At 41.6% G+C, this 18,261-nt stretch carries 15 protein-coding genes; 7 read left to right on the top strand and 8 right to left on the bottom strand.

What is annotated here, in order from left to right:
* Positions 1 to 19 precede the first annotated feature (19 nt).
* The 6 genes from PSH50_RS16685 (at position 20) to PSH50_RS16660 (ending at position 5,900) form a co-directional block, all read left to right on the top strand.
* Positions 20 to 544 (top strand): sigma-70 family RNA polymerase sigma factor, encoded by a 525-nt coding sequence (locus tag PSH50_RS16685; RefSeq protein ID WP_024031922.1) that lies wholly within the window; start codon positions 20 to 22, stop codon positions 542 to 544.
* Positions 541 to 1,224 (top strand): anti-sigma factor, encoded by a 684-nt coding sequence (locus PSH50_RS16680; protein WP_024031923.1) that lies wholly within the window; start codon positions 541 to 543, stop codon positions 1,222 to 1,224. The genes PSH50_RS16685 and PSH50_RS16680 overlap by 4 nt, the downstream gene beginning before the upstream one ends.
* A gap of 375 nt (positions 1,225 to 1,599) precedes the next feature.
* Positions 1,600 to 3,192: a DUF4331 domain-containing protein gene (locus PSH50_RS16675; protein WP_029771656.1), complete on the top strand. Its 1,593-nt coding sequence runs from the start codon at positions 1,600 to 1,602 to the stop codon at positions 3,190 to 3,192.
* Between the two features lie 10 nt (positions 3,193 to 3,202).
* Positions 3,203 to 3,715 carry an Ig-like domain-containing protein gene (locus PSH50_RS16670; RefSeq protein WP_138579117.1) on the top strand — a complete coding sequence of 171 codons (513 nt, stop codon included), beginning with the start codon at positions 3,203 to 3,205 and terminating at the stop codon, positions 3,713 to 3,715.
* Positions 3,716 to 3,771: 56 nt separating this feature from the next.
* Positions 3,772 to 4,800, top strand: coding sequence for a tetratricopeptide repeat protein (locus tag PSH50_RS16665; RefSeq protein WP_273609847.1), 1,029 nt, complete (start codon positions 3,772 to 3,774; stop codon positions 4,798 to 4,800).
* A complete protein-coding gene (locus PSH50_RS16660) occupies positions 4,797 to 5,900 on the top strand; it encodes a HupE/UreJ family protein (RefSeq protein ID WP_273609846.1) in 1,104 nt (367 codons plus the stop codon). Before PSH50_RS16665 ends, PSH50_RS16660 begins: the two co-directional genes overlap by 4 nt.
* 42 nt (positions 5,901 to 5,942) lie before the next feature.
* Here the strand turns inward: PSH50_RS16660 and PSH50_RS16655 are convergent, their stop codons facing one another.
* The 7 genes from PSH50_RS16655 to PSH50_RS16625 all read right to left on the bottom strand — a co-directional run bounded on the left by PSH50_RS16655 (position 5,943) and on the right by PSH50_RS16625 (position 15,970).
* A complete protein-coding gene (locus PSH50_RS16655; RefSeq protein ID WP_024031928.1) occupies positions 5,943 to 6,569 on the bottom strand; it encodes a TetR/AcrR family transcriptional regulator in 627 nt (208 codons plus the stop codon).
* A 78-nt stretch (positions 6,570 to 6,647) separates the two neighbouring features.
* The gene (locus PSH50_RS16650; protein ID WP_054981830.1) at positions 6,648 to 8,063 is read right to left on the bottom strand and encodes an efflux transporter outer membrane subunit; all 1,416 of its coding nucleotides are present in this window, start codon (positions 8,061 to 8,063) and stop codon (positions 6,648 to 6,650) included.
* Positions 8,060 to 11,194 (bottom strand): efflux RND transporter permease subunit, encoded by a 3,135-nt coding sequence (locus tag PSH50_RS16645; RefSeq protein WP_054981829.1) that lies wholly within the window; start codon positions 11,192 to 11,194, stop codon positions 8,060 to 8,062. The genes PSH50_RS16650 and PSH50_RS16645 overlap by 4 nt, the downstream gene beginning before the upstream one ends.
* Positions 11,195 to 11,206: 12 nt before the next feature.
* Positions 11,207 to 12,376, bottom strand: a complete 1,170-nt coding sequence (locus tag PSH50_RS16640; protein ID WP_055253940.1) for an efflux RND transporter periplasmic adaptor subunit — start codon at positions 12,374 to 12,376, stop codon at positions 11,207 to 11,209.
* A gap of 258 nt (positions 12,377 to 12,634) precedes the next feature.
* The gene (locus PSH50_RS16635; protein ID WP_055253938.1) at positions 12,635 to 13,915 is read right to left on the bottom strand and encodes a hemolysin family protein; all 1,281 of its coding nucleotides are present in this window, start codon (positions 13,913 to 13,915) and stop codon (positions 12,635 to 12,637) included.
* Positions 13,916 to 14,029: 114 nt separating this feature from the next.
* Positions 14,030 to 14,740: an ABC transporter substrate-binding protein gene (locus tag PSH50_RS16630; protein ID WP_273586286.1), complete on the bottom strand. Its 711-nt coding sequence runs from the start codon at positions 14,738 to 14,740 to the stop codon at positions 14,030 to 14,032.
* Between the two features lie 120 nt (positions 14,741 to 14,860).
* A complete protein-coding gene (locus tag PSH50_RS16625) occupies positions 14,861 to 15,970 on the bottom strand; it encodes an arginase family protein (RefSeq protein ID WP_054981827.1) in 1,110 nt (369 codons plus the stop codon).
* Positions 15,971 to 16,405: 435 nt separating this feature from the next.
* Here PSH50_RS16625 and udp point away from each other — a divergent pair, with 435 nt between their 5' ends.
* Positions 16,406 to 17,161 carry a uridine phosphorylase gene (udp, locus tag PSH50_RS16620; protein ID WP_004588758.1) on the top strand — a complete coding sequence of 252 codons (756 nt, stop codon included), beginning with the start codon at positions 16,406 to 16,408 and terminating at the stop codon, positions 17,159 to 17,161.
* A gap of 81 nt (positions 17,162 to 17,242) precedes the next feature.
* On the opposite strand, the gene cdd is transcribed toward udp, so the two are convergent.
* Positions 17,243 to 18,169: a cytidine deaminase gene (gene cdd, locus PSH50_RS16615; RefSeq protein WP_273586285.1), complete on the bottom strand. Its 927-nt coding sequence runs from the start codon at positions 18,167 to 18,169 to the stop codon at positions 17,243 to 17,245.
* Between the last annotated feature and the right edge of the window lie 92 nt (positions 18,170 to 18,261).

The following is an 18,261-nucleotide window of genomic DNA, read 5'->3' as shown; positions in this document are numbered from 1 at the left end:
TAAAAACAACAGGAACCTTATGGAAAACGACAATTTACTTCCCCTTTTGTGTAAAACAGCACAGGGTAACAAAGCCGCGTTTGCTGATTTGTATCAGCAAACAAGCGCAAAGCTTTTTGCGATTAGTTTAAATATGCTTTCAAACCGCGCGCACGCAGAAGAAGTACTGCAAGAGGCATTTATAAAAATTTGGCATAACGCGTCAGAGTACAACTCATCTAAAGGCACAGTTATTAGCTGGATGATAAGCATTGTGAGATACCGCAGCTTAGATGCATTGCGTTATCACAAGGTAAGAAAAGAGCAGGCAATGGGTGACGATGAATACGACGAACAAGCAGTCGATGTTAGCTACGACGAACAAACCAAACTTGTTAATTGTATTGAGCAACTTGATCCCCAACAAAAACAAGCCATTCATTTAGCCTATTACAAAGGGCTAAGCCATGGTGAGTTAGTCAATCACATAGAAACGCCCTTAGGCACAGTTAAAAGCTGGATCAGGCGTGGTTTGCAGCAGTTGCAGAGGTGTTTAACATTATGAATTATAATAAACCAGAATTACTTGATGCTTTAGCAGGGCAGTATGTATTAGGTACTTTAAAAGGCCTGGCACGAAAACGTTTTCAACGCTTAATGCTCAGCTTACCGCAAGCCCGAGAAGCCACTATAATGTGGGAGCAAAATTTAAATGATTTAGCCAGTGCAATTACACCTCAAACACCCAGCGCGCAAGTGTGGCAGAATATTTTAAATACATTAGAACACACCAACCAACCCGTTAAAACGGTGATCAAACCAGCTACATCGCTATGGCGCAATTGGTCATTTATAGCCACAGCTGCCTGTATTATCTTAGCATTTTTGGTTATTCAGCCCACAACTCAGCCCCAATACAGCCAACAAATTGCTTTAGTACAAAATCAAGATAAGCAATCACTGTGGTTTATTAACGTAGATGAGCAAACATTATCGGTTAAAGCCAGTGATAAACTCGTTGCGCAAACCGATAAAGACTACGAGCTGTGGATGATTTTAAAAGGGCAAGACACGCCAATTTCGTTGGGTCTACTGCCTAAAAACGGTGAAAAACAGTTACTCAAAGGCACGCGCTTTAAGGCACAAGACATTGCCCTACTCGCTGTTAGCTTAGAGCCTTTAGGTGGCTCGCCAAACGGCCTACCAACACAAGTACTGTACACGACAGATTTAGTTATTTTATAACTAAATAAACGCGACTGGTTGGTCAAACTTTGTTTGGCCAACCTTTTTATTTACCTTGGGTAACCATTAATATTTGATTAAACTAAAGTAGACTTAATCGCAGTGCGATGCTTATCATATTGTGTGCTCAATACCTGCTGCGTTATTTTAATTGCATACACCCCCTGTAATAAGTATAAAACCAAACCGCTTCAGCCCCTTAACACTCTCTTATCACTTCCTTATCTAAATGCAAAACAGCCTGCTGAAAATTTAATCTTGAACGTTAAACACCCCTTTATTAACAATAATAAAAAATATTTAACTTTTTTGCATCCATTGTGCTTTTTGCTTCGTTATTAGTTATGACTCCAATCAAAACTAAAGGAAAAAGTCATGAAAGCTTTAACTCCATCTATACTCGCAGTAGTAGTATGCAGTACCTTAGTAAGCACCTCTAGCGAGGCATCAAGTCATCGTGAAGCGCCGAACATTAGCCGCTTTCCAACCTTAGACTCTACCGACTTTTACGTATTTAATAGTTATGAAGCAGGCAGAGACGACTACGTTACATTTATTGCCAACTATATTCCTCTACAAGATGCCTACGGCGGCCCTAACTACTTTGCTATGGACCCAGATGCAACCTACAGTATTCATATTGATAACGACGGTGATGCAGTTGAGGATATTACCTTTGCTTTTAATTTTACCAGTATGCTGCCAAACGATAATCAAGGCGTGCAATTAACCGTTGGCCCAGAAGATAATCAGCGTACTGTATCTGTACCTCTTAAAAACGTTGGTGGTGTAGCAGCAGGTGATGATAGCGCCGCTAATTTTAGCGAGTCATACACACTCAGCATGATAAGCGGTCCACAACGCACGGGTACCAGTACAGCATTAAGTAATACCACCACCAGTTCAACCACGTTTAATAAACCGCTTGATTATATTGGTGACAAAACATTTGGTTCAATGGCTGATTACCAAACCTATGCAGATCAGTTTGTTTATCAAGTTTCGGTACCAGGCTGTGACAGTATGGCCAAAGTATTTGTTGGTCAGCGCAAAGACCCATTTGTCGTTAACTTAGGTAAAACATTCGATTTAGTAAATTACGTTCCCGTTGAAGGTGATAGTGCGCCAGGTGCTGGGGATGGCGGTGGTTTCCCTGGAGGGATCACACAAAGCAGTGAGAATGACGACCTCGTAGATAAAAACGTTACCTCAATTGCAGTTGAAATGCCTAAAAGCTGTATTGTAGGTGAAGGCAACGGCGTAATTGGTTCATGGACAACAGCGAGCCTACCTCAAGCACGCATTTTAAACCCTAACGCTAAATTTGCAGATAACGCGGTAAATGGCGGTGCATTAACGCAGGTTTCACGCTTAGGTAATCCATTAGTTAATGAGCTAGTTATTGGTATTAAAGACAAAGATACCTTCTCAACGGCTCACCCTAAAGACGATGCACAGTTTTTAGATTACGTTTCGCACCCGTCTTTACCAGAGCTGTTAAATATTTTATTTAAAGATGCAGTAAATACCACACTTGGCGCTAATTTAGAAACTCTTGCTCCAACTAACTTTCCACGTACTGATTTAATCACCGCATTTTTAACTGGTTTTGCAGGGGTAAACCAACAAGCCACCGTAACGCCATCAGAAATGCTACGTTTAAATACTGCAATTGCAGCCACAGCACAAACTGATCAGTCTGCATTTGGTGTAGCCGGTGATGATTTAGCAGGTTTTCCAAACGGGCGCCGTCCAGGTGACGATGTCGTTGATATTGCACTTCGCGTGGTAATGGGGCGTTTATGTCACCCTATTCCTGTAAATGGTGAAGACACCGACTTAGGTCTATGTACACCAGAGGATGCTGATGTAGGTACAGTGCCATTCACTGATGGTGCTCCAGTTGATGCGAGCATGATGGATGCCACTTTCCCATACTTAGCCACCCCACTTGCAGGCTCTAAATAAGGAGTAACGTATGCGTAATTTAAACCTTACCCATAGCAGTATATTGTTATGCGCTTTGGCACTAGGCGCGTGTAGCAGTGATGATGATAACAAACAACCCACACCGGTTGTAAATTCTGCGCCCAATGCTAGTGATGCAATGTTAACCACACAAACAGAAGTTGAAATTAACGACATGTTAGTGGCCACCGATGCTGATGGCGATACATTAACATACACATTAACTTCGCAGCCGACATTAGGTAACGCTGTAGTAAATAGCGATGGCAGCTTTACCTATACCCCAAACAAAGAAGCAACCGGTAGCGACAGCTTTATGTTTGGTGTATCAGACGGTGTTAACCAGCAAGTGACTGCAGCGGTAAATATAACCATTGAAGCACTGCAAGTGGACTTTGCACAATTTGCAAGCGATGCATTTAATCAAAGCCCCACTGCGCAACCGCTATCTACCAACGGACGTGTCTTTATCAATACAGACACAGACGTAAGCGGTATTTCATCGGGCGCTTCTGGTAACTAACTCAGTAAGTAAATTAAGCTGATGGCCATGGATGGCTTTTTTAAGAGGATAAAACAATGCGCAGTCATTATAAAAAAATGCTCTTTGTTTTTTGCGCTGCACTGTGTGTAAATAACGTGCTTGCAAAACCAATTACCCCAAAAGATAACGCAATTATTGCCTCAAGCAATGCAACATTAAGTGCTAATTTAACCCTTGAGCAACTCACTGCGCTGGTGCTAAATAGCCAATACATAGGCCAAACAGAGCGCTATCAAGGTGTATTAAAAAAACGCTTAAAAAACCTATATACCGCTTCTGCAACTGCACAAAGCGGTTATTTATATGCACGGGTACTTCAAAAGGAGCATGCGTTTTCGCGTGCCATAGACGTTGCTAATAACGTATTAAAAACCCAGCCAGATCATGTAAACACCCATTTATTACTCGCTAATATGTTGATGACACAAGGCAAATTTGAACAAGCTAAGCGCCATTGTGTGGCATTAATTGGTAACACCAGCCTATTAACGGCCAGCACGTGTGTGCTAGATGTACAAAGCCAACAGGGCAAACTTAGTGAAAGTTATCACGCGTTAGTTAAGCTTACGCAAAACAAAAACAGCAGCTTAGCAACAAAACATGTGCTCAGCGAAATGGCGTTTAGACTCAATAAATTCACCCGTGCGCAGCAGCATATAAATAATATTGATTTAAGCACAGCCCCAGTGAGCCTTATTGTGCTGTGGGCCGATATTCAACTGCAGCAAAACAACCCTGAAAAAGTGCTTAATACACTCGGTAAACTTGCCAATAGCCACTCATCGCTTGAAGACGCTATTTTGCTCAAGTTAGCCATAGCTGAAAAACGCAGTAATAAGCACACTAATACGGTGTGGCAACCGCTCATGCAACAGCGCGTAAAATTACGTGAACAACGCCAAGATACCTTCCATGCCAACGACTTAGCTAACTACTATATTCATGTACAAGCAAACCAAGCCAAGGCACAATACTGGGCAAATATAAATTGGCAGCAAGCAAAAATGAGTACAGATAAACACTTACTAAGCCAAGCAAATACGATGGTTAGGGATTCTTTATGAGTAAAATAAACGCGTTATTTGTTTTATTTATAGTTGCGCTATTTGCCAACTTTAGTGTACAAGCACATCAGTTGAGCACAAGCTATATTTCACTGGATAATACCAACAACGAAAAGCAATACACAGGCACCTGGCAAATAAATATTAGCGATTTAGAACAACAAGTTGCGCTTGATGTTAACCAAGACACACAAATAAGCTGGGGCGAATTAAAATCACAAAAATCAGCTATTAATCGCTATGCCCAAAATACTCTATCGGTTTTACAAAATGAGCAAACTTGCCTATTAACAATTACCGATAACTACCAATTAGATAATCATTTTAATGAAGCATATTTAGTGTTACCGCTAGTTTTTAGCTGTAACACTAATGCAGATGTAACGTTAACGTACCGCGCTTTTTTTAACCAAGACGCAAACCACAAAGTTATTGTAAATGTAAATCAGGTTTCGCGGGTTTTCACTATAGATGAGCAACAACACACTTTTACCACTGGGCAATCAAGTTATTTAACGACTTTTAACCAATATGTTTATCAAGGCGTGTTACATATTTGGATTGGTATTGACCATATTTTATTTTTAATTGCACTACTTTTAACCTGCGTTTTAACCCGCACTGAAAGTCACTGGCAGGCAATAGCAAGTAAAAAGCACATTATTAAACACACTGCGTGGATTGTGACTGCGTTTACCCTTGCGCATTCACTTACCCTTACAGCTACGGCTCTTAATCTTGTTTCTCCAAGTAGCCGCTGGGTAGAGCTAGGTATTGCAATCTCGGTATTATTTGCGGCTTTAAACAATGTATGGCCGGTTATATTACGCCTTGGCTGGCTTACTTTTGCGTTTGGTTTGTTACATGGAATGGGCTTTGCCAGTGTACTGGGTGAGCTTGGGCTCTCGAGCGATTATCAATTGCTCAGCATTTTAGCGTTTAACTTAGGTGTAGAGCTTGGGCAGCTGAGTATACTGTGTATTGCACTGCCGGTGTTACTAACCATGCGCAATAAACCTATTTACATAAAATGGGTGATGCCAATTGGCTCTCTTGCAATCGCTGCAATGGCGCTATTGTGGTGCGTAGAGCGCATTTAGCATTAAAAAAGCGAGTCGTTTGACTCGCTTTTTAGTTTTCTATTACTTGGTTTTATCAAACGGCATTAGCAAGGTTTTCATCGCAGGCCTAAGCGCGATTAACACCGTTTCTTCGGTGAGCTCAGGGTAGAGCATCTTACGAAGCAGTAACCCCGCCATCATCGAAAAAATAACGTTAATGCGGCTTTCAAGTTCGTGTTCATCAGTGTCTTTAAGTGCACTACGTTCACTGGTGAGCAATTGACGCATACGTCCCCGTGCTTGAATATCCATATCTCGTAAAAGCGAGGCCACTTTACTATTGCGACCCGCTTCCGCCATCATGTCTAAATCAACCACACAGGCACCGGTATCCATATGCCTTTGTACACCAATGTTTAAGCCATCTATAAGCGCTTGCAGAACATCACCTGGGTGATCTTCAAACTCCTGAAAGATAGAAAACATTTCTTCCATGTCTTTAGCAATAATACTTTCAATTATTGCCTCTTTGCTTTCAAAGTAGTTATATATATGCCCAGCGCTCATGCCTGCCGTACGGGATATTTCGGCCATGCCTGCGCCATGATATCCCTTGCGTTTAAAACACTCTGAGGCAGCACTAAGCACCTGCTCTCGCCTAGCTTGTGCTAATGCTGGGTCTATATGCCTTTTAGCTTTCGTGCTCATAACCCTACTCCGGTATTAAGCGCATACTTAATACAGCGTAAGCTCATTGCATAGCTTAACTTAACAACACCTTTCATTTTACTGCTCTTGCACAGGTGTTTTAGCTATATTCCAGCCGCCACCTAAAGCTTTATACAAATTAATTTGGCTGGCAAGGTAAGCCTGCTGACCTGTTATTAACTGCTGTTGAGCCGAGTACCACGTACGCTGTGCATCAAGTACCTGTAGGTAGCTATCAGCGCCTTTTTCGTAACGCATTTTTGATAAATCGTACGTTAGCTGACGCGAACTAATTAACATATCGAGGGCATCAAGTTGCTCTTTGTAGCCTTCTCTATCTGCTAATGCATCGGCGGTTTCACGAAACGCATTTTGAATTTTTTGCTGGTACGTCGCCACCGCAATTTCTTGATCGGCCTTAGCCACATCAAGGTTTGCCTGATTACGTCCCATAGTAAAAATTGGTAAGTTGATTGACGGTACAAAGCTCCATGTTCCTGAGCCTGAATCAAACAAGCCACTTAAATCGCTAGACGTACTGCCCGCAGTCGCGGTTAAGCTAATGCTTGGGTAAAACGCCGCACGCGCTATACCTATATTCGCGTTAGCGGCTAATAAAGCGTGCTCAGCGGCTTTAATATCAGGGCGCTGCGTTAATAAATCAGAGGGTAAACCAACAGGTACTTCTGGTAAATCCAGTAAATTAGTTAACGAGTTAGTCGGTAATAAATCACTCGATACAGGACGCCCTACCAGTAAATCTAACGCGCTTTTATCACGCTTTAACAAGCGTTTATATGTTGCTATATCTACTTTTGCAGTAGCAACCGTACTTTTAAGCTGCTCAAGCGTAATTGCCGATGTAGCGCCTAAATCAAAGCTTTTTTGCGTAAGCGAGAGCGACTCCTGCTGCGAGCTTAATGTTTCTTTAGCAAGCTCTAATAGCTGTAAGTCAGTTGCGTAGTTTAACCAAGCATTGGCAAGCTCAGCAATGAGTGAAATTTGCGTGCTGTATTGCGTAAGCTCAGTGTTATAGAGGTTTTGCAGGGCTTGCTCAGACTGGTTACGTACCTTACCCCAAATATCTAATTCATAAGAGGTAATACCGACCGTTGCGCTGTACTGTGAGCTAATACCTGCTTCACCCGTACTGGTTAAGTCAGCCGGTAAACGTTGGCGCGTAGCCCCACCATTAAAATCTAATGAAGGGTATAAACCCGAATCTTCAATTTGGTATAAACCGCGTACACGCTGCACATTTAATACCGCTATTTGCATATCTTTATTATGCTCAAGGCTCAAGCTAATCAAGGTTTGCAATTTTTCATCATTAAAAAATTGCTGCCAGTGTAACTGTTGCGCTGCTGCTTGCTCAGTGTCAGATACATAAGTATCTGGCACTGGTAAACCAAGCTCTTTTTGCTCAGGGGCTAGTTGGCAGCCACTTAAAACAACTAATGTAATTGCGCTTAAAGTGAAGCGTTTAATGCTCATTGTGCGCTCTCCTTTTTATCGTCGGTGTTTTTCATTGGAAATACACGACGAACTAAAACAAAGAATAACGGCACAAATACCACCACTAAAATAGAAGAGGCAAGCGTACCACCTATAATCGAAATACCCAGTGCATTTTGCGCACCTGAACCGGCACTTGAGGCAATAGCAAGCGGTATAACACCACAAATAAAGGCCATTGAGGTCATTAATATTGGACGTAAGCGTAAGCGTACTGCTGCAATAGCCGCATCGACTAACCCTAGACCTTCTTGCATTTTATGAATCGCAAATTCTACGATTAATATTGCATTTTTAGAGGCTAATCCTATGGTGGTTAATAAACCTACCTGAAGGTAAATATCATTAGATAAACCTGCCATTACCGCGGCAACCGTAGCTCCAAATATACCTAATGGCACAATAAGCATAACCGCAAACGGTACAGACCAGCTTTCATAAAGCGCTGCTAAACATAAAAATACAAACAATAGCGATAAACCGTAAAGTAACGGGGCTTGGCCACTGCTAGAGCGCTCTTGAAACGAAATACCCGTCCACTCAGAGGCAATTCCATTAGGAAGTTGTTTAACTAAGCGCTCCATTTCATCCATTGCTTGGCCAGTACTGTAACCTGGTGCAGCAGTACCTTGAATTTCCATTGCTGAAAAGCCGTTATAACGCTCAAGACGTGGTGAACCATAGGTCCAATACGAACTTGCAAAGGCTGAAAATGGCACCATATCGCCGCTGTCATTACGTACATACCACTTGTTTAAATCCTCTGGCACCATACGTCCTTGCGCTTCACCTTGAAGGTAGACCTTTTTAACGCGGCCACGGTCAATAAAGTCATTAACGTAACTACTACCCCACGCAGTTGATAGCGTGCTGTTAATATCTGCCTGAGACACTCCGAGTGCTTGTGCTTTAGCAAGGTCAACATCAAGTTGCAGCTCGGGCATATCTTCTTGTCCGTTAGGGCGTACACCCGCCAAAATTGGGCTTTGACTCGCTAAACCAAGTAATTGATTACGCGCTGCTAATAAAGCATCGTGGCCAAGTCCAACCCTGTCTTGTAAGAAAATATTAAAACCATTTGCAGTACCTAGCTCAACAATGGCTGGCGGCGGGAAAGCAAACACAAACGCTTCTTTAATCGTTGAGAAGTAGCCCATTGCTTTACCTGCCACACCTTGCACAGATAAATCATCACGTTCGCGCTCATCCCAATGCTTAAAGTTTACAAACCCTATTGCTGAGTTTTGACCAGAACCTGCAAAGCTAAATCCGGTTACCGTAAAAATACCGTTAACAGCTTCAGATTGATCGTTTAAATAGTGGTTTTCTACTTTTTTAACCACTTCTAATGTTTCTTCGGTAGTTGAGCCTGCAGGCAGTGAAACCTGGTTAAACAAAATACCTTGGTCTTCATCAGGTAAAAACGCTGTAGGTAGGCTTGAAAAGATATACACCATGCCCGCAACAATAAGGCCATAACATAAAAGGTAGCGCTTAGATAAGCGGATCATACGGCTTACAAAACTTTGCGCGCCGGCATTTGTTTTATCAAACCCGCGGTTAAAACCACTGAAAAAACGGCCAAACATCGAGCTATTATCATGCACGTGGCTAGGCTTTAAAAGCGTGGCACACAATGCAGGTGTTAAAATAAGTGCTACTAATACCGAGAGCCCCATTGCTGATACCAGCGTAATAGAAAACTGACGATAAATAACACCGGTAGAGCCACTAAAGAACGCCATCGGAATAAATACAGCCGACAGCACCATGGCAATACCTACTAGCGCGCCTTTAATTTCATCCATCGATTTACGTGTTGCTTCAAGCGCAGAGAGTTTTTCTTCACTCATTACACGCTCAACGTTTTCTACTACAACAATCGCATCATCAACCAGTAGACCTATGGCAAGTACCATCGCAAACATGGTTAATGTATTTATTGAATAGCCAAACGCGTACAAAATACCAAAAGTACCTAACAACACCACAGGTACAGCTATAGTTGGAATAAGCGTAGCGCGGAAGTTTTGTAAAAACAGATACATAACAACAAATACCAGCACAACCGCTTCTATTAATGTATGCACTACTTTTTCAATCGATAACGAAACAAACGGAGTAGTATCATAAGGAACAACAACATCTAAGCCTTCAGGAAAAAACGCTTTTAACTCTTCAATAGCGGCTTTTACACCTTCTGCGGTATCGAGTGCATTTGCCCCACTGGCAAGCTTAATACCTAAGCCCGATGCTGGTTGTCCATCGTAACGCGCTACAACACGATAGCTTTCACCACCAAGCTCTACACGGGCTACATCTTCAAGGCGTACAAACGAGCCATCGGCGTTTGCCTTAACTATAATGTCTTCAAACTCTTTTGCTGTTTGTAAACGGCTTTGTGCAGTAACGGTAGCATTAAGTTGCTGACCTTCAACCGCAGGCATGCCGCCTAATTGCCCAGCAGACACTTGGGCGTTTTGAGCACTGATTGATGCACTAATATCAGCAGGGGTTAACTTGTAGTTTTGCAGCTTAGCTGGGTCTAACCAAATACGCATAGCATACTGAGAACCAAACAGCTGAACCTCACCTACCCCTTCAACACGCGAAACAATATCTTGAACATTAGATGACACATAATCACCAATATCGATATTCGTCATGCTGCCATCTTTTGATACAAAACCTAGTACCATTAAAAAGTTACGTGCAGACTTAGCCACCGATACACCTTGCCTTTGCACTTCTTCAGGTAGCAAAGGGGTGGCTGTGGCTAACTTGTTTTGCACTTGTACCTGTGCAATATCCGGGTCAGTTTCGGCGCTAAATGAAAGCGTAAGGGTTGCTGAACCACTCGACTCAGAAGTCGATGACATATATAGCAAACCATCAAGGCCTTTCATTTTTTGCTCAATAACTTGGGTAACCGTATCCTCTAGGGTACGTGCTGATGCGCCCGGGTATGTTGCAGTAATACTAATTGCCGGCGGGGCAATTGACGGGTACTGAGCTATTGGTAAACTTTGAATAGCTAAAACACCTGCAAGCATAACCACGATAGCAAGTACCCATGCAAAGATGGGTCTGTCGATAAAAAATCGTGACATTAAAACTCTCCGTTATTGCGCTTTGTCAGCTGTTGCTGATAGTGAAACTTCAGTCGGTGTTACCGGCGCTCCAGGGCGAATTTTTTGTAACCCTTCAATAATCACTTTATCGCCATCGCTTAGCCCGTCGGTTACTAACCAGTTTGAACCAATCGTTCTGTCTACTTTTAAAACGCGGCTTTCAACTGTGTTTTCTTTGCTAACAACCATGGCTGTTGGCTCGCCTTTTGTATTACGGCTAACCCCACGTTGCGGCACTAAAATAGCGTTTTGTTTTACGCCCTCAACCACTGAGGCACGTGCATACATACCCGGTAATAATAACTTATCAGGATTTGGGAATTTAGCGCGTAAAGTAACCGACCCTGTGCTTGGGTCTACAGTCACTTCAGAGAACTGTAACGTGCCTTTAAGTGGGTAAGTTGAGCCATCTTCCATTTGCAGTTCAACATCTGTTTGCGATTGTGAATCAACGCTCAATGAACCTGAAGAAATAGCTTTTTTAAGTTGAGTTAGCTCGTTGCTTGATTGGGTTAAATCAACATAAATAGGGTCAAGCTGGGTCACTGTTGCCAGTGCTGTTGTTTGATTAGCGCTAACAAGCGCACCAACAGTAACGCTCGATTTACTAATTTGGCCACTGATTGGAGAAGATACATGGCTGTAATCTAGGTTAATTTGCGCCGATTTAAGCTGTGCTTTTGCCGTTAATAGCTCTGCTTGCGCTTGCTTTTGCGCTGCATCTGCTTCGTCAAAGTCTTGCTGACTTACGGCTTTAATTTTTAAAAGCTCGCTATAACGCGACGCTTTTGATTTAGTGCTGGCAATACTTGCCTCAGCGCGGGCCACAGCTGCTTCGCTTGCTGCTAGGTCAGCTTCAAACGTAGCGGGGTCAATTTGATAAAGCGCTTGGCCTTGCTTAACTTGAGCACCTTCTTTAAATAAACGCGATTGCACAATGCCACTTACTTGCGGGCGGATTTCCGCAATTTGAAAAGCACTAATGCGACCGGGAAGCTCCTTTTTTAGTGTAAGCGCTTGGCTTTTTAATGTAATTACACCAACAGGTACTGCTTGTGGAGCTGAAGCTTGTTGCGAGTCAGCTGCTTGATCGCAACCTGTTAAAGCAACAGATCCAACGAGGGCTGTTAATACAAATAAAGCGATGCGAGAACGCTGCATGTTAAATACCTTTTAGTCTATTTATGTCTAGAGTGAACGATCATTCTAAAGTAAATCTAAACGAGAATAAATTAAAACGGGTGCAAATTTACACTAACTTACAGTTGCAAAATTAAACTACGCCATAGGTTGTAGAAGGTGTTAATTTGATGAAAAATAAAACGGATAAGTATGAAAAATAAACTTTATTGCGGTGCGTTATTTATTAACCTGCAACAAAAAAGCCAAGCTAAGCTTGGCTTTAATGCAAATTTATAACTATTTATTTATACGAGACACCAATAATTGCTCAACCCTTATGCCCTCAACATCAACCACCTCAAATTTAAAGCCATTAAAGGTAAAGTACTCAGCACGTTTAGGTATACGCTTCATTGTGTATATTAAAAAGCCAGCCACGGTTTCAAAGTGCATTTGATCGGGAAACTCTTCAATGCCTAATACTTTTGCTAAATCAGAAATCGGGGTTAAGCCATCCACTAACCATGAGTGCTCATCGCGGGCAATAATAAGTTCATCGCCTTGATGGGTAATTAAATCTCCCATAAACCCTTTCATTAAATCTTTTACGGTAACAATACCGACTAACAAGGCATATTCATTTACTACCACAGCAAACGGTTTTGCAGCACTTTTAAATGCATTTAGCGCCTCAGACAGGCTTAGGGTTTCAGGTAAATAAAACACGTCTGTTTCAATCAGCTCTTGCTTAATATTAGCTGGCTCACCTTTTAGTACTTGTCGTAGTATATCTTTTGACTCAACAGAGCCGCGTAATTTATCTAAATTACCCGAGACCACTAAAAAATGATTATGGGGGTTTTCAATAATTTTGGTGGCTATATCGTGGCTGCTTTCATTTAAGTCAAAATAAACTATTTGGTCGCGTGGGGTCATTACACTTGATAAAAAGCGTGCTTCTAGTTCAAACACATTGCCAATTAGCTCATACTCTTGTTGTTGTAAGCTGCCGTATTCTGCGCCCGCATCCATCATCGCCACAATGTCTTCGGTGGTAACAATGTCTTCTCGCTCTGCGGGTACTTTAAATAAACGCAGTACAAAATTAGTTAAACCATTAAAAAACATCACTAATGGCGTAAGTGCAAAAGTAACCCATCGCATTATTGTTACCACACGCACAGCCACCGCTTCAGGCATGATCATCGCTAAACGCTTTGGCATTAAATCAGCAAATAATATAAACAGCGAGGTAATGGTAAAAAACGAAAATAAAAAGCTAATTTTTTCAAGGTGTACACCTTGATAAAAAAGCACCAAGATACTTTGTACATAAGGCGATAGCGCTTGTTCGCCCACTATTCCGCCTAAAATAGCAATCGCGTTTAAGGCAATTTGGATCATCGCAAAAAACGCCCCAGGGTTTTCTTGCAGTTTTAATACCGCGGCTGCGTTATCACTGCCTTCATCGGCCATTACCCGCAGTTTAATTTTACGCGATGCTGCAATAGCAATTTCCGACATGGCAAACAACGCACTGATCAAGATCAATAAGCTAATCCCGATTAAATCACCCATTTAACGCTCCAAAAGTTAGCGCTTTTTCAATAAAAAGCAGCTGATTATAGACGCTTTTTTAAACGCGGCAATTTATATTTATGCTTTTACAGGCTAAATTAATAAGCCATTGAATTAGCGTTGTTTATTTTTCTTTTTTGCTTCATCGAATGCCAGCGCGAGTCTATCTTGTAGGCTTTGCGGCATGTTTTTATTACAGGCAAAGTAAAGGGGGGAGTGTTGTGTATTGAGCGTAAATATAGGCTCTAATAATTTAAGCTTTGGCTCAAACTGTGCGCGGTAGTTAAATTGTTTTTTACTTAATATAACAAAGTCGAGAATATCGTGCCGTGTGCTTATTAATTTATCTATTTTGTCTAAGCTATCAATTATCAATAAGTTTTTAGCTTCACTAAAGCCACGCTCTAGCAAATAATGGTGGCTAAAATTATCCCTAAGCACCGCTGTTTTATATTTTTTAGCATCGTTAAGCGTTTTTAAGCGAATGTTACGTGATTTAAGGGCATAAATAGCAGAGTCAAAACTTTCAAGCTCAGCCACCCAGCTAAATTTATCTTCTCGCTTAGGTAACCTTACAATAGAAAATATACAGGTATTCGTATCTCTTAATGCTGCGTTATAAGACACAGCCCAACTATGCGCTAACATAGTGTATTTAATATCTGTATTGGCGAGCGCGTTTCTCACTTTATCTACAGAGCGCCCTGCAAGTTGGTTGTTTTCGTCAATGTATTGAAAGTCGGGGAATACTTCGGTCACTATTGTAATTTCAGCTGCATTGAGCCTTATGCATGCAAAACACAACAAAAATAAGTACAGCTTCATTCAGCTTCGCCTCAAAACTAAAACAGATATACACCAACTATAGCCGAGGGTAACCGAACCGCTAGTTTTTAACCTAGCCCTATACGCTGATAGGACTAGATTTTTTTAAAGACTAACTTGCTATTTATTCATTGCACTAATTAAGAACGCTGAAATTTTAGCGCCTTCACGTAATGTTGTTTCTGAACTTGCTTGGCCTACTAATGAGCTGTCGGTAAATGGCGCTATTTCCATCATGTCGGCGCCAGTAATTGGAAACTCATCGGCAATAGCTTGTAAAATATCCAGTGCATGTTGCGGGGTTAATCCGTTTTCTTCTGGTGTACCCGTGGCTGAGGCAAATTCGGCATCGAGTGCATCTATGTCAAAGCTTACATACACTTCATCTACGTTATCGGCTTTAAGCTGCGCAATGGTTTCATCTGCAACCGCTTTTGCACCACGTTCTATAATTTCATTAGCCCAATGTTGTTTTACACCAAAGGTGCTTTCCCAGTGCGATTTAGGTTTACCGCTTGAGCGAATACCAAACTGGATTAAATGATGCGGTGCAGGTAAAAACTCTAATATATGCGTACACCACGAGCCAAAACATAAATCTATCCCTAAGCGCTCTACTAATAAATCGGTATGCGCATCAAAATGAATAATAGCGGTACGTTTGCCTTGCTCACGCTTAGCTTTTAAATACGCTTTAGTTAGCGGGTAGCTAATTGAGTGATCGCCCCCAATCCCAAATATGCCTTTATCTTTAAATGTGGCGTAAAAGCTGTCACACACATCTTCGGTAATAGAAAGTGGGCTTACGTAGTAATCATCGTTTTTATCGCCGTATAGGGCTTTTTGGCAGTTTGAAATTGTGGCGTCGTTTAAGTATTTATCATGTAATAAATGCGGGATAACGCGTACATCACCTAAATCAAAAGAGCGGCACTGGGTTTGCTGATCAATCAAGGCTGAGCGTAAAAACAATGGCCCCCAGTTTGCTCCACGTAAAATACCGCCGCCACAATCTGAGCTAATACCTAACATAACCGCTTTGTGAGGAGATTCGGGTAATTGTGTTAAAGAATCGCGCCACAAAACATCAACATTTTCGCTTTGCCCATACAATTTATTACGTAATGCCGCTTTACGCTCTTTCGCGGTATTAACTGTAAATACACCATCGCCAGGTGCACATAAACAGTGCTCTACTTTACGTTTAAACGCGTCAAATTGTGTGCTCATAATAAATCCTATACTTGTGTGTTTTATTCATGTGGTTTTGATTAGTTATGCAAAAACTAAAATTATCGACCTATTTGCAAATAACGTGTAATGCGCTCACTTATTGCTCAAGCATTATTTATGCGCTTATATAAAAGCCGTTAAAAAAAAGCTAAAATAAAACCGTAACCGTTTGTTATTAAATAACTAAAAACGCTTTAAACCACGTATTGATAAATTTAAATTATCACCATAATCAATACATATAGACTCTCAATAAACAAGTCAACCACCCGCCTTTTAACGAACTTTAAGCCTTTGATTTAATATTCAATGTGAATGAATAAAGCCATCATTTATAAGTATTTTTCAACATCGGACATACGTCCTGTACTTAGTTTACATTTGCCGTAATGATGCTAGATTGACAACAAATTTTTATAAAAAGGCTTAGTTATGGAAAAGGTATTTCACTTAGGATTATGTATTGACGATTTAAAAGGGGCTGAACTTGCTATTGTCCCTGGTGACCCAGATCGTGCTGCACGCATCTCTCAATTCCTAGACAACCCAACCTGCCTTGCTCAAACACGTGAGTTTCATGTTTATTTAGGCCAGTTAAATGGTCACTCTGTGGTGATTTGTTCAACCGGTATTGGCGGCCCTTCAACCTCTATTGCTGTAGAGGAGCTGGCACAGCTTGGCGTACGTACTTTCTTACGTATTGGTACTACTGGGGCAATTCAGCCACATATTAATGAAGGTGATATTTTAGTAAGCCAAGCGTCTGTGCGTTTAGATGGCGCAAGCCAACACTTTGCACCACTTAGCTACCCTGCAGTATCTGACTTTTTTGCCACTCAAGCTATGGTGCAAGCGTGTAAAAACCTAGATATCGACTTCCACATTGGTATTACTGCCTCAAGCGACACATTCTACCCAGGGCAAGAGCGTTACGATACGCATTCGGGTTATGTACCTAAGTCATTACAAGGTAGCTGTGAAGAGTGGCAAAACCTAGGCGTGATGAACTACGAAATGGAGTCTGCTACCTTATTTACCATGTGTGCAGCGCTAGGCCTTAAAGCGGCGTGTGTTGCCGGTGTATTGGTTAACCGTACTCGCCAAGAAATTCCAAATGTTGATCACGGTGAAATTGAGAAAAAATCAGTGGCTGTGGTATTAGAAGCTGCAAAAGTACTATTAGGCTAATGCCTTTTTAGCGCTTTAATAAAACGCATAAAGCACAGCAATTGCTGTGCTTTATTGTTTTTAGCTTAACCTGAACTCTGGTTACCTTAGCTTTGCGCTAATCACTTCTATTTCTGGCAAATTGCTAAAGCTTGCAAGTACCGCACGTGCTACTCCCCCTTGGTTTTCATGGCCTTGGGTTTCTAACAGTGTAATTGCTTTAATCGTTTTATCGTTAAAGCTAAGACCCGCTAAAAACAATTGACTAAGCGCACTTTGTAGTGGCGAAAGGCTTGGGCTGTAAGCCGCGTTTTCTGCGTAACTGCCGTAAAAGTCACCATTATTAAAGGTACTTATTTTAACTGCGCTAAAGTTGTTACTGTAAGGTACGTAGGCCATTAGCGCCATGGCTGCTAGTTTTTCATCAAGGGCTGTATCTGCAAATGTGTGTTGCTGCTGTTTTGGGTTAAACAGGCTAAAATCGTTGCCTAAATCAGTGGGGCCAAATGAATGCGGTAATAAATCAGCTAATTTAAAGTGCTGATCTGGTAGTAAAATATCAAACTCTTTTGCATCAGCCAGTTCGTTCATAAACTGCCTGCAATAGCCACATGGGGCATCGCTAATTGCTATTTTTAGTATTTTTTTTGCGCCATTTAACCACGCATTGTTAATCGCCGACTGCTCTGCATGCACGACTAAACTAAGCGCTTGGTGATCAAACTCTACATTCGCACCAAAATAAAAATTTATATCACCTTGCTCATCAAGTGCTTTAACAATCGCTCCCACATGAAAATGAGAAACAGGAGCCACCGAAAATTCAGACGCTAAAGGCACTAAACCTTGTAATAACGAATCATCAGATACATTAAGTTGCGCGCATAATTGGCTAATATCGTTAGGATGTAAAATACCGCGCTGGGCTTTTAATTGGCTGCGTAATGCTTGAGTTTGCGTAACGCTTAGTGAGATATGTGAATTTGTGAGTGCAGCGTCTTGTTGCACAGTAAAAGTTGCTGATGCCATAACATATTATAATTATTTAATGGCTAAGTAGTTTAAAAGGTTAGGCGCCTAAATGCCAGCAAAAAAAGGGAGCACACTGTGCTCCCCTGTTT

The sequence above is a fragment of the Pseudoalteromonas sp. Angola-7 genome (assembly GCF_028599255.1).
Classification (GTDB): domain Bacteria; phylum Pseudomonadota; class Gammaproteobacteria; order Enterobacterales; family Alteromonadaceae; genus Pseudoalteromonas; species Pseudoalteromonas atlantica.
The sequence above is the reverse complement of the archived record's forward strand: the minus strand, read 5'-3'. Positions and strand labels throughout refer to the sequence as shown.

What these genes read in the sequence shown, in the direction of transcription:
- cdd (WP_273586285.1), bottom strand. Translation starts at nt 18,169, where the DNA reads ATGGCATCAGCAACTTTTACTGTGCAACAAGACGCTGCACTCACAAAT.
- PSH50_RS16670 (WP_138579117.1), top strand. Translation starts at nt 3,203, where the DNA reads ATGCGTAATTTAAACCTTACCCATAGCAGTATATTGTTATGCGCTTTG.
- PSH50_RS16630 (WP_273586286.1), bottom strand. Translation starts at nt 14,740, where the DNA reads ATGAAGCTGTACTTATTTTTGTTGTGTTTTGCATGCATAAGGCTCAAT.
- PSH50_RS16665 (WP_273609847.1), top strand. Translation starts at nt 3,772, where the DNA reads ATGCGCAGTCATTATAAAAAAATGCTCTTTGTTTTTTGCGCTGCACTG.
- PSH50_RS16660 (WP_273609846.1), top strand. Translation starts at nt 4,797, where the DNA reads ATGAGTAAAATAAACGCGTTATTTGTTTTATTTATAGTTGCGCTATTT.
- PSH50_RS16625 (WP_054981827.1), bottom strand. Translation starts at nt 15,970, where the DNA reads ATGAGCACACAATTTGACGCGTTTAAACGTAAAGTAGAGCACTGTTTA.
- PSH50_RS16680 (WP_024031923.1), top strand. Translation starts at nt 541, where the DNA reads ATGAATTATAATAAACCAGAATTACTTGATGCTTTAGCAGGGCAGTAT.
- PSH50_RS16650 (WP_054981830.1), bottom strand. Translation starts at nt 8,063, where the DNA reads ATGAGCATTAAACGCTTCACTTTAAGCGCAATTACATTAGTTGTTTTA.
- PSH50_RS16675 (WP_029771656.1), top strand. Translation starts at nt 1,600, where the DNA reads ATGAAAGCTTTAACTCCATCTATACTCGCAGTAGTAGTATGCAGTACC.
- PSH50_RS16645 (WP_054981829.1), bottom strand. Translation starts at nt 11,194, where the DNA reads ATGTCACGATTTTTTATCGACAGACCCATCTTTGCATGGGTACTTGCT.
- PSH50_RS16685 (WP_024031922.1), top strand. Translation starts at nt 20, where the DNA reads ATGGAAAACGACAATTTACTTCCCCTTTTGTGTAAAACAGCACAGGGT.
- udp (WP_004588758.1), top strand. Translation starts at nt 16,406, where the DNA reads ATGGAAAAGGTATTTCACTTAGGATTATGTATTGACGATTTAAAAGGG.
- PSH50_RS16640 (WP_055253940.1), bottom strand. Translation starts at nt 12,376, where the DNA reads ATGCAGCGTTCTCGCATCGCTTTATTTGTATTAACAGCCCTCGTTGGA.
- PSH50_RS16635 (WP_055253938.1), bottom strand. Translation starts at nt 13,915, where the DNA reads ATGGGTGATTTAATCGGGATTAGCTTATTGATCTTGATCAGTGCGTTG.
- PSH50_RS16655 (WP_024031928.1), bottom strand. Translation starts at nt 6,569, where the DNA reads ATGAGCACGAAAGCTAAAAGGCATATAGACCCAGCATTAGCACAAGCT.